This window comes from Caballeronia udeis (assembly GCF_001544555.2).
Lineage (GTDB): Bacteria > Pseudomonadota > Gammaproteobacteria > Burkholderiales > Burkholderiaceae > Caballeronia > Caballeronia udeis.
On sequence record NZ_FCOK02000090.1, the window covers coordinates 25,503 to 36,886 of the forward strand.

The window sequence follows — 11,384 nt, forward strand, 5'->3', positions numbered from 1 at the left end:
TAAAGGAATATCAGGAGCCGCACGATGGATATTTATTCCCGATTTGGTCTACGCCCGGTCGTCAATGGTTCGGGCACCATGACGAGCCTGGGTGCGTCCATCGTGGCGGCGCCGGTCATTGAAACAATGGCCGCGATCCTGCCTCGGTTCGTCGAGATCGACGACTTGCAACGCAAGGCGTCGGCCGTGATCGCGCGGGTTTGCGGCAGCGAAAGCGGCTATGTCACCGCATCCTGTTCGGCCGCGATCACGCTCGGCATTGCCGCGACCATGACCGGCGACGATCCAGGGCTGATCGAGCGTTTACCCGATACCACCGGACTGCGCAACGAGGTCGTCGTGCAAACGGGCCATCTCGTCAATTATGGCGCACCCGTCGACCAGGCCATCCGGCTCGCGGGCGCTCGCGTTGTGCAGGTGGGAGCGGCCACGGAGTCGCACGGTTACCAGCTAGCGGCTGCAATCAACGAGCGCACTACCGCCGCGCTGTATGTGGTCTCGCATCACACGGTCCAGTTCGGACTGATCCACGTGGAAGAATTCATCGCCATCGCGCATGCGAAGGGTGTCCCCGTGATAGTCGATGCGGCTTCCGAATATGACCTCACGCGTTTCATTGCCGCGGGCGCTGATCTCGTGCTGTATTCGGCGCACAAGTTTCTGGGCGGTCCGACCGCCGGTATTGTGGCCGGCAAGAAAACGCTGGTACGTGCCGCCTATTTCCAGAATGGCGGCATTGGCCGTGGCATGAAAGTGGGCAAGGAAGGCATTGCCGGCGCGATCGCCGCGCTCGAGCAATGGCAGCAGCGCGACCATGCGGCGGTCCGCGCCGTTGAGCGCGGTTATCTCGAGTTGTGGCGTGAAGCGCTGAACACCCGCCCCGGCGTGCGCGCGGAGATCGATCCCGATCCGACCGGCAATCCGCTCGACCGCCTGAAGCTGTCCATCGATCCACGCGAGGCGCGTATCAGCGCCTGGGACCTGGCCGACGCCCTCGCCCATCCGCCGGCGGGCAGCGTGCCGGTGATCGTCCGTGATCACGAAGCCGAACTGAATTTCTTCTTCATCGACCCGTGCAACCTGCATCCCGGCCAGGAGCACAGCGTGCTTGAACGCCTGCTTGACGAACTCGAGCGTGTGCAGCATGCGCCGCTTCCGCTGGTCACCCCGTTTTTCCAGCGCGACGCGCGGCGTGGCGCCGGCCGCCTCAACTGGCCTGACTGAGTGGGCTGACTGAACCTGATTTTCCAGTATGACCGATACGCCGGATTTCTCCGGCGTCGCTTTGCCGTGTACGTTTAGTAATCCTTATTCCATCGAAGACAACGAAAATTCATCGATGGACGCCCTTCTTTCGACCAGAGGAAACCAGATGCATAAGCAGATCCTACGCACGGCCGTGGCCGTCGCCGTCGCCGTGACTGGAAGCGTTGCGCAAGCCGCTTTCGCCCAAAGCAGCGTGACGCTCTACGGTATTGTGGATGCCGGCTTCACGTACACCAACAATCAAAAAGGAAATAGCGCCTATCAGGCGACTCAGGGCAATGTGCAAGGGTCGCGCTGGGGCTTGCTGGGCAGCGAGGATCTGGGCGGCGGCAACAAGGCCCTGTTCAAGCTCGAAAACGGTTTCAGCCTGGAATCGGGCGCGTCAGGCCAGGGCGGACGCATGTTCGGCCGCAGCGCATGGGTGGGATTGAGCAACGACCGCGCGGGTACGATCACCCTCGGCCGCCAGTACAACAGCGTGCAGGACTATCTCTCGAACCTGCAGATCAACGGCGTGGGCGCAATGAGCCAGTACGGCAACGCGATCTACGACAACGACGACATCAACAACACCTACCGCACCGACAACGCCGTCAAGTACACCACGCCGACGTTCTCAGGCTTCACCGCGAACGCCATGTACGCGTTCTCGAACACAGCCGGCGACTTCTCGAACAACCGCGCGTGGAGCGTGGGCGCGGATTATGCCGCGGGTCCGGTGCGCCTGGACGCCGCCTACTCGCTGGTCGATCACCCGGCGTCGAACACGGCGGGCGCGGCGCCCTCCGACAACTACTACAGCACCAGTTCGTCGATCATCAGCAACGTCGCGCGCAATCAGGTCTGGGGCGCAGGCGGCGCGTACACGTTCGGGCCGGCCACCGTCGCCCTGCTGTACACGAACTCGCATTTCGACCTCCTGACCGGCGGCAGCCTGCGTTTTGCGAACTATGAAGCAAGCGTGCGTTATCAGTTCACGCCCACCACGCTGCTCTCGCTCGGCTACATCTACACGAGCCAGAACAGCAGTTCGGCAACCGCGTCGAATGCTCACTACAACCAGCTCGCACTCGGCGGCGAGTATTTCCTGTCGAAGACCACCGACGTCTATCTGAACGGCATTTACCAGCGTTCGTCCGGCGCCAAGGCATGGGTTGAAGGGGTCTCGAATCCGTCCGGCAACAACGGTCAGTTCGTCACTGTCGCCGGCATTCGACACAAGTTCTAACCAGGTACGCCGGACCCGTTGAAGCCCTGCGCGGCTCGACGGTCCGGCTTTTTCGACCGGTTTTTCCGACCGCTATTTTGGAGCCTCCATGGCGACTGTCCAGGGAAGTCTGTTACTCGTCTACGCGCTGGTCGCGATCATCGCGCTGGTCGTGCTGATCGCGCGATTCAAGCTCAATCCGTTCATCACGCTGATGGTGGTGTCCGTCGCGCTCGCGCTTGCCGTCGGCATGCCGATGACCTCGATTCTCAAGTCATTCGAAACCGGCGTGGGCGGAACGCTCGGGCACATTGCGATCGTCGTCGGGCTCGGCACGATGCTCGGCAAGATGATGGCCGAATCCGGCGGAGCTGAACGGATCGCGCAGACGCTCATCGGCCTGTTCGGCCCGAAGAATGTGCATTGGGCAATGATGTGCATCGCGTTCCTCGTCGGCCTGCCGGTATTTTTCGAAGTCGGTTTCGTGCTGCTGATTCCGATTGCGTTCAACGTCGCGCAGCGTACCGGCACGTCGATGATCCGCGTCGGCATTCCAATGGTCGCGGGACTCTCGGTCGTGCACGGCCTGATTCCGCCGCACCCCGCCGCGTTGCTGGCGGTGACCGCCTATAACGCGGACATTGGCCGCACGATCTTCTACGCGTTGATTGTCGGTATTCCCACGGCGATCATCGCGGGACCGCTGTTCTCGAAACTGATCGCGAAGTTCGTCGTGCTCGAGGGCGTCAACCCGATGGCGCAGCAATTTATCGAGCAGGATGCCGCACGCGCCACGCAGAAGCTGCCCAGCTTCGGTATCACGCTGCTGACGGTCCTGTTGCCGGTGCTGCTGATGCTCGTGGGCAGTTGGGCTGACCTGATCGTGCCGGCGAAGTCAACGGCCAACGACGTGCTGCGCCTGATCGGGCATCCGGACATGGCGCTGCTGCTTGCCGTGCTGTTGAGTTTCTACACGTTCGGCTCGGCGCGCGGCTTCAGTCGCGAATCGATCCTCAAGTTCACGAACGAGTGCCTGGCACCCACCGCCAGCATCACGCTGGTCGTGGGTGCCGGAGCGGGCTTCGGGCGCATCCTGATCGACAGCGGCGCGTCCAAGGCGATTGTCGATGTAGCCACCGGCGCGCATGTGCCGCTGCTGATTCTTGCGTGGCTGGTCGCCGGCCTGATTCGCGTGGCGACGGGATCGGCGACTGTTGCCATGGCCACGGCTGCGGGAATTATCGCGCCCATTGCGGCGGCTGCCGCCTCCACCGCAACCGGCGTGCGTCCCGAACTGCTCGTGCTCGCGACGGGTGCGGGATCCCTGATCCTCTCGCATGTGAACGACGGCGGTTTCTGGCTGGTCAAGGAGTACTTCGGCATGACCGTGACGCAGACGTTCAAGACCTGGACTGTCTGCGAAACGATCATTTCGGTGACAGCACTGGCGCTCACCCTCGGGCTCTCGATGGTGATCTGAAGCGGCGCGGCATGCCGGTAAAACGCTTGCCGCCTGCTTCAATTGCACTGCAAATCCGGTGCGTGCGCGTTGGGGCGCCAACGTTGCCGCACCGGAACGATCATGACGTCATGCGCCGAGTTGATAACCCTTGTTGCGGATCGTATGAAACAACGGCTCCTCACCTTCGGTGTCTATCTTCTTTCGCAGCCGGCGGATATGAACGTCGATCAGGTTGGTGCCTGGATCGAAACGGTATCCCCAGACGGCCTCGAAAATCATGGGCCTGCTCAGGACACAATGGCTCTGCTCCATCATGTAGACCAGCAGCCGGTATTCGGCCGGACTTAGTTCTATGGCCAAGCCCGAGCGCGTGACCTGCCGGCTCGACCTGTCGACTTCGAGCGTGCCGACCCGGAGCAGCGTGCCGCTTGACGCGTGGCTCGCGTCCTGGCGCCGGATCATGACTTCAAGACGGACCACCAGTTCGTCCGGGTGATACGGTTCCGTCAGATAGTCGTCACCGCCCGCGCGCAGGCCGCGCACTTTTTCATCGACATCCGACAACGCGCTGATCATCAGGACGGGCAGTTCGACCTCGGCTTCCCTCAGCAAACGGACCACCATGATTCCGTCCGCGTCGGACAGCTTGCGGTCAAGCGTCATGGCGTCGTAAGCCATGACAAGCGCGGTGCGCAGCGCCTCGCGCCCGGTCGTGACGAGATCGACCTCAAAGCCGCGTTCACGCAGCGTTTCAGCGATCTCCGCAGCAGTGCCGGGATCGCTCCCGACCGTCAGGATGCGCCGCTGCCTCGAGGCCCCACTCGCAATGTTGCTAGCCAATTGTTTTGCTCGTTATAAGTTCGAAGATCTCCCACCATTTTAACGAATCAATAATAGGCTGACGATGAAAATTCCCTCACGAACAATTCGCTAATTGCACTAACCCTCACTGCATGTTACGACTCGCCAAAGTAGCTAAATCCATTTAAATGGTCAAATATTTTCTCCGTCAATCAGTTTACCGAAATCGCTAATTCTGAAAGCACGGCTCTTGATTTATCCCCATTTCTGTCCCGTAAATATGCCACCATTATTTAATAACAATCAATTCAAATCTACATAATGGAAATTATGCGATCCTGCCCCGTAACGCCCAGTCATGGCCGATGCGTGCAGATAATGAAAATTCTCCGATCTCAATTCACCCGGATATCACCCGGTCGCCCGCAGCAGCCGTAACCCCTAAGTCAAAAAAACGCATGACGCAGAAGCAGACCGTACAACGCGTTTCCTGGGCAGTACGCCGGATCACCATTAATCCTCATACGCTCTGCTACGTCATACTCGCCCCTATTTCATATCGACTATCGGATTTTTAACTAAATATCCATTCATGAGAAATTCAACATGAAGATTTAAAACAGGCAATGCGGGCTTTTACAAGTGGCAAATTGGCGACTGCCTGTGCATTTCTTGTCAGCAGATTCGCAGCACATCGATCAGAATGCAGACCGGAACTGCGGAGCGCCCCGCAATCCCGCACCTGCCTGGTGCTCAAAGTCATTAAAAATTCATTGAACTCGCCCAGTGTCGCGCCGTTAAGCCAATGAGATCAACGAGACTCCCATGCAATTCTCCACCCTCCATGTCACACACGGCGCGCCATTGACAGTCGACGCGTTGATAGCCGACCGTGCGTTGTGGGCGGTGTTCCAGCCTATCGTGCACCTTGCCGATGGAGAGATTGCGGGGCATGAAGGGCTCATCCGCGGTCCGGCGGACACTGCGCTCGAGACGCCGCGCGGCTTGTTCGCGCGTGCGCAGGAGGAAGGGTCGGCTCACCGTCTGGAGGTAGCCGCGGCACGGGTATGCTGCGAGTCCTTTGCGCGCCTCAACGGCGCCGGCCTGCTCTTCATCAACGCAAGCGCCTCGGTAATAGAAGCGAGTGTCGCCGAGGACGACGGCCTTGCCAATCTGCTCGGCGCGAGCGCGCTTGCGCCTGAGCGCGTCGTGATTGAATTGACCGAGCAGAGCGTCATTGCCAACCTCGACCGTTTCGACGCGACCGTTCGCGCCTTGCGCGCAAGGGGCGCCGCGTTCGCGCTGGACGATTACGGCAGCGCGAATGCGAACATGAATCTCTGGGTACGGTTGGCACCCGGCTACGTGAAGATCGACCGTTTTTTCATCGATAACATCGCGCTCGATCCGCTGAAATTCGAAGCCGTCAAAGCGATGGCCGGGTTTGCAAGAGCCAGCGGCGCCGAGCTGATTGCTGAGGGTATCGAGCGGCCAGCCGATCTGGGAATCGTCCGCGACCTCGGCATCACGTATGGACAAGGGTTCTTGCTGGGACGCCCGATGGCACTGCCCAGTCAGGCATTGCCCGCGCCCATACAGCACTTGCTGCACTCGTCCCGGATCACCGTCTATCCCTCGCATACCCATACGCACCGCGAGTCCCGCGCGAGCGGATTCGAGCTCGACCGGATGCTGATTCTCGCGCCCTCGTTGCCGATGGATGCATGCAACGACCACGTGGTCGACCTGTTCAACGCGGCGGCGGACTTGCATGCGGTGGCGATTATCGACGACGGGCGGCCGGTCGCTCTCATCAACCGCCGTGCCTTCATGGACCAGTACGCGCTGCCCTACCACCGCGAACTGTTCGGCAAGCGGCCCTGCCTTCAGTTTGCCAATCCGGCGCCACTGGTGGTCGAGCGTTATGCCACGCTGGACCAGGTGGCGCATATGCTTGCCAACGACGATCTGCGCTATCTCTCCGACGGTCTCATCATCACCGACGCCGGCCGTTACGTAGGCCTCGCCACCGGCGAGCGGCTGGTGCGCGCCGTGACGGAGATCCGGCTGGAAGCGGCGCGTTATGCCAACCCGCTGACGTTTCTTCCCGGCAACGTGCCGATCAATTCGCATGTCGAGCGGCTGATCGACAACGGTGTCGACTTCGTTGCGTGTTACGTCGATCTCGACGACTTCAAGCCATTCAACGACTACTACGGCTATTGGCAAGGCGACGAAGTGCTCAAGGCGGCCGCCGCAGCGCTGCGCTCGGTCTGCGATCCAGCGGGCGATTTCCTCGGCCATATAGGCGGCGACGATTTCCTGGTGTTGTTTCAAAGCGCGGACTGGCGCAGCCGCAGCCTCCAGGCCATTCACCGCTTCGGTGAAGACGTCAAACGGTTTTACTCCTCGGAAGACCGGCTCGCAGGCGGCATCTACAGCGAAGACCGAAGCCGGCGGCGGCAGTTCTTCAGCTTCGTCACCATGTCCATTGGCGCGGTCAGGGTGGCGGCCGGAACGGCGCGCATCAGCGAGGAAATAGGCGCGGTCGCGGCTGTCGCCAAGCGCCGCGTCAAGAAGGAAAAGACCGGGATTGTCACGATCGATTTCGCGCAGCACCGGTCCGTCTGATCGTTCCGCACGCAGCGTCCGGCGCATTGCTTACACTACAGTTACATGCACGCCGCCGCATCGCTTCCCGACCGGTCGGACGCTTTTTCTCCCGTATCCCGATGATCCCGATTGGTGCAGCCGCTCGTCACGCGTGAACCATGCCCGTTTAAAGCGTAACTGGTATAACGACATACTCAGCGTCGTAAATGGCCCGCTCCGCGGAGCGCAATTCTGACTGCAAACTCGCGATCCTTACGCACCATGACCACTCAAACACCTTCAGCCGCGCCCGATCTTCCAGTCGACATGATCATCTTCGGCGGTGCCGGCGACCTGTCCGCACGCAAGCTCCTGCCGGCGCTCTACATGGCGCATTTGCATTGCAACCTGCCCGCACAAACACGCATCATCGCGATCGGCCGGCGCGACTGGTCGCGCGAGCAATACGTGCAATTTGTGGAAGAGCAATCGAAACCCTTCGTCGACAAGAAGGCGCTCGATCCGCAATCCTGGGACAGTTTCCTGGCGCTCTTCGACTACGTGCGCATCAACATTGATTCGGCAAGCGACTACCTGCGGCTGACGGAAATTGCGCGCAGGGACGTATGCCGCGTGTTTTATCTCGCGACAGCGCCGGACCTGTTCACGACCATCTGCGACAACCTCGCGGCGGCCGACCTGGTCGACAGCAACTCGCGTGTGGTGCTGGAAAAACCGCTGGGGCATGATCTCGCGTCGGCACAGGCGATCAATGCTTCTGTCGGCCGCCATTTCGCCGAAGCGCAGATCTATCGCATCGACCATTACCTCGGCAAGGAAACGGTGCAGAACCTGATGGTGCTGCGTTTCGGCAATGCGATCTTCGGACCGCTATGGCAGGCGCCGTACATCAAGAGCGTACAGATCACCGTGGCTGAAACGGTGGGCGTGGGCAGCCGTGCGGGCTTCTACGACCAGACCGGCGCGCTGCGCGACATGGTGCAGAACCACCTGCTGCAACTGCTGTGCATCGTGGCCATGGAGCCGCCGGTATCGCTCGATCCCGATGCCGTACGCGACGAAAAACTCAAGGTGCTGCGTTCGCTGCGCAAGATGACGGTCTCCGATATTGCCCGGGACACCGTGCGTGGTCAGTACAGCCCTGGCGCCATCGACGGCGAGCCGGTCAAGGGTTACATGGAAGAGGACAACGTGCCGTCCGACAGCCGTGCCGAGACCTTCGTCGCCATCCGCGCGCATATTAACAACTGGCGTTGGGCGAACGTGCCGTTCTTCCTGCGCACGGGCAAGCGCTTGCAGAAGAAGCAATCGGAGATCGTGATCGATTTTGCCGACCTGCCGTTCTCGATCATTCCCAGCGGGCCGCGCAACTATGGCAACCGGCTGGTCATCCAGTTGCAACCGGAAGAATCGATCCAGTTGCAGATGCTCGCGAAAGAGCCCGGCAGCGGCATGCATATGCTGCCTGTGAATCTGAATCTGGATCTGCAGCAAGCATTCAGCGAACGCCGCGCGGAAGCATACGAGCGGCTGTTGATCGATGTGATGCGCGGTCGCCTGACGCACTTCATGCGCCGGGATGAACTCGAAGCGGCATGGGCATGGGTCGAACCAATCCTGGACGGCTGGAAGGAATTGAACGACCGGCCGCGTGGTTATACGGCGGGCACATTCGGACCGGCCGCCTCTTCAGCGCTGATGGCGCGGGAGAACATGGCGTGGGCCGAAGAAGCGTGATGCTGGTCACTCGCACCGGTCCGCCGGTGCGAGTGAAACGAAGTCCATCGTTCTAAACTGAAAACCGGACTTCGGCCGCAAGACCCCTGCCTCCGGGTCCGTCGTCAAGACTGATGCTTGCCCGGTGCGCCCGCACGATCTCCCTCACAATGGCCAAGCCCAGGCCGCTGCCCTCTTCGCCCGATGCCCTGAAGAACGGCTCGAACACGCGGTCACGGACATCGGCTGGAATACCGGGACCGTCGTCGGTGACGGCAAGCACGATCGTCTTGTCGCGCCGCTCGATCAACAACGTCACGTGACCTGACGCAGGCGTGTACCGGATAGCGTTATCGACCAGGTTGAAGACCAGCACCGACAATAAACGGGCGTTCCCTAAAACGATCGCGTCGCCGGCAAGCTGCGCAGCCAGCTCGATCCCGCGACGCTGCGCCAGCAGCGCCAGCTCTTCAATCACCGTTGTCGCGACCTCGCGCAAATCGACACGCTCACCCTCGAAGTGGCTGTAATCGGCGGTCTCGGCTTGCGCGAGCAAGAGCAACTGGTTGGTCAGCGACACCAGCGCCCCATTGCTCCTGTGCATGGCTGACAGCGTCTCTTTGACCGTCGCGAGATCGTCGTGGCGCCGCGCGTATTGCAGTTGTGCACCGAGTAAAGTCAGCGGCGTTCTCAGCTGATGCGCGGCATGTGCAATGAAACGCCGCTGCATGGCGGTCTGCCGCTCGATCCTCGCAATGCACTGATTGATTGCATCCACGATAGGCCGCAACTCGCTCTGAAGATGCTCCGAGCGCAACGGCACGAGTTCGTTCGGCGCGCGGTCGCGCACGTCATTGGTCAGCGCCATCAGGTGCCGCAATTCGAACGTCAGGCCGACGCACACCAGCACGATCGCAATCGCAATGATCTCCGCGAAATGCAGCAGTTGCGGCCGCCACAGTTCGGTCGCCAATGCATCGCGCTCCAGCTCCGTGCGGCCCACCGAAACAAGGATGCGCTTGCTTTCACCGGAGTCGTACATCGGCCGGATGATGGAGACCGCCCGCACCGGCTGACCGTCGATCTCGGTGTCGTACCAGCCGGGCGAACTCGGCGGCTCGACCTGCTCAAGATCCGACGTGCCCGCAATCGCCGGCCCGTCGATCACGCGGATACGAAAAAATACCCGGTCGCCATAGGGCGAACTCAGGATCTCGATGGCGCTCGGCGAAATGTCGGCATGCAGGAAACTGTCGTCCCATTTGACGTCGCCGGCCATCACGCGGGCGGATGCAAGCAGCGCATTGTCCTGGATCAGGCTCGCGGTTTTCTGCGCGCCTTCACGGGCCATGTAGCCTGCGGCAAGCACATAGACGGTCAGCGGCAGCAGCAACCACAGCAGAAGCCGAAGCCGCAGGCTATTCGTCATCGCTGCTGGCTTGCAACAGATAACCCAGGCCTCTGAGCGTAATGATGGTGGCGGTGCTTTTCTCGAGCTTCTTGCGCAGCCGCGAGACGTATATCTCGATGGCGTCTTCGCTCGTGTGGGTGCTCGAACTGCCGAGCGAATCGGCCAGCATCGGCTTGGAGACCGTCTTCTTGGCCTTGAGGATCAAGGTCTCGAGTACGGCGTGCTCTCTCGGTGTCAGGCTCAGCATTTCGCCCGCTACCGAAAACTGCCGCCGGTCGATATCGTAGGAAAGATCGCCGCAGCGCGTACTGTTCGAGCGCGAGGGCAGCTGACGCCGCACCAGTACCTTGACCCGCGCGACCAGTTCGCGTGCGTCGAACGGCTTCACGACGTAATCGTCCGCGCCGGCGCTCAGGCAGATCACCTTTTCATCCACGGAACCGCTTGCGGTCAGGATAAGGACGGGTGTGTCGTCGCCCCGTTCTCTCAGCCGCCGAAGCACGCCCTTGCCTGACAGGTTCGGCAAGTTGAGATCGAGCAGCACGACGTCATAGCGCGTGGTGCGCAGGAACCGGTCGGCCGCGTCGCCGTCGCTGACGCGATCGAGCACAAAACCATCGTCTTCCAGAATCTTAGCGAGCCAGTGGGCCAGTTGCTCATTGTCCTCGACCAGCAGTAGCTTCATCACGTTCACCGCGTTATGCGTGGGCATTGTCCGCCAGCCCGGCATGCGCATGATTCGAACGAGCCTCACGCCACGCCGGGCCACGGCCCTCAGGCGAAGTGTATATCGCGCGGGGCGTGGCCATGCTGTTTGGCGCCACCCGTCAAGCGGTCTTGTACTGGCTGCGCGCTTCCGTGGATCGATACAGAACGAGTGTTGCAATCAACCCGCAAACCGCGGCAAC

General features: G+C 61.0%; 8 protein-coding genes. 5 read left to right on the plus strand and 3 right to left on the minus strand.

Annotated elements, in window-relative coordinates; translation table 11 throughout:
- The first annotated feature begins 24 nt into the window (after window positions 1-24).
- From AWB69_RS38805 to AWB69_RS38815, 3 genes are all read left to right on the plus strand, one after another.
- A complete protein-coding gene (locus AWB69_RS38805) occupies window positions 25-1,224 on the plus strand; it encodes an aminotransferase class V-fold PLP-dependent enzyme (protein WP_062092082.1) in 1,200 nt (399 codons plus the stop codon).
- A gap of 148 nt (window positions 1,225-1,372) precedes the next feature.
- Window positions 1,373-2,494: a porin gene (locus AWB69_RS38810; RefSeq protein WP_062092089.1), complete on the plus strand. Its 1,122-nt coding sequence runs from the start codon at window positions 1,373-1,375 to the stop codon at window positions 2,492-2,494.
- A gap of 88 nt (window positions 2,495-2,582) precedes the next feature.
- Window positions 2,583-3,953, plus strand: a complete 1,371-nt coding sequence (locus AWB69_RS38815; RefSeq protein ID WP_062092083.1) for a GntT/GntP/DsdX family permease — start codon at window positions 2,583-2,585, stop codon at window positions 3,951-3,953.
- Window positions 3,954-4,061: 108 nt separating this feature from the next.
- On the opposite strand, the gene AWB69_RS38820 is transcribed toward AWB69_RS38815, so the two are convergent.
- Entirely contained in the window at window positions 4,062-4,775 is a 714-nt protein-coding gene (locus AWB69_RS38820; protein ID WP_231937378.1) for a response regulator transcription factor, read from the minus strand.
- A gap of 786 nt (window positions 4,776-5,561) precedes the next feature.
- Between AWB69_RS38820 and AWB69_RS38825 the strand changes: the two genes are divergently transcribed.
- Window positions 5,562-7,367 carry a GGDEF domain-containing protein gene (locus AWB69_RS38825; protein ID WP_062092084.1) on the plus strand — a complete coding sequence of 602 codons (1,806 nt, stop codon included), beginning with the start codon at window positions 5,562-5,564 and terminating at the stop codon, window positions 7,365-7,367.
- Window positions 7,368-7,610: 243 nt separating this feature from the next.
- Complete coding sequence (zwf, locus tag AWB69_RS38830; RefSeq protein WP_062092085.1) at window positions 7,611-9,086, plus strand: glucose-6-phosphate dehydrogenase; 1,476 nt, start codon at window positions 7,611-7,613, stop codon at window positions 9,084-9,086.
- 52 nt (window positions 9,087-9,138) lie between these two features.
- Here zwf and AWB69_RS38835 read toward each other — a convergent pair whose 3' ends face one another.
- Window positions 9,139-10,494 (minus strand): sensor histidine kinase, encoded by a 1,356-nt coding sequence (locus AWB69_RS38835; protein ID WP_062092086.1) that lies wholly within the window; start codon window positions 10,492-10,494, stop codon window positions 9,139-9,141.
- On the minus strand, window positions 10,484-11,161 hold the full coding sequence (locus AWB69_RS38840; RefSeq protein ID WP_062092091.1) for a response regulator transcription factor: 678 nt from the start codon (window positions 11,159-11,161) through the stop codon (window positions 10,484-10,486). The genes AWB69_RS38835 and AWB69_RS38840 overlap by 11 nt, the downstream gene beginning before the upstream one ends.
- Window positions 11,162-11,384: the final 223 nt, after the last annotated feature.

Excerpts from the sequence above, each read along its gene's own strand:
- AWB69_RS38825 (WP_062092084.1), top strand. The coding sequence starts at position 5,562 with ATGCAATTCTCCACCCTCCATGTCACACACGGCGCGCCATTGACAGTC.
- AWB69_RS38810 (WP_062092089.1), top strand. The coding sequence starts at position 1,373 with ATGCATAAGCAGATCCTACGCACGGCCGTGGCCGTCGCCGTCGCCGTG.
- AWB69_RS38835 (WP_062092086.1), bottom strand. The coding sequence starts at position 10,494 with ATGACGAATAGCCTGCGGCTTCGGCTTCTGCTGTGGTTGCTGCTGCCG.
- zwf (WP_062092085.1), top strand. The coding sequence starts at position 7,611 with ATGACCACTCAAACACCTTCAGCCGCGCCCGATCTTCCAGTCGACATG.
- AWB69_RS38840 (WP_062092091.1), bottom strand. The coding sequence starts at position 11,161 with ATGAAGCTACTGCTGGTCGAGGACAATGAGCAACTGGCCCACTGGCTC.
- AWB69_RS38815 (WP_062092083.1), top strand. The coding sequence starts at position 2,583 with ATGGCGACTGTCCAGGGAAGTCTGTTACTCGTCTACGCGCTGGTCGCG.
- AWB69_RS38805 (WP_062092082.1), top strand. The coding sequence starts at position 25 with ATGGATATTTATTCCCGATTTGGTCTACGCCCGGTCGTCAATGGTTCG.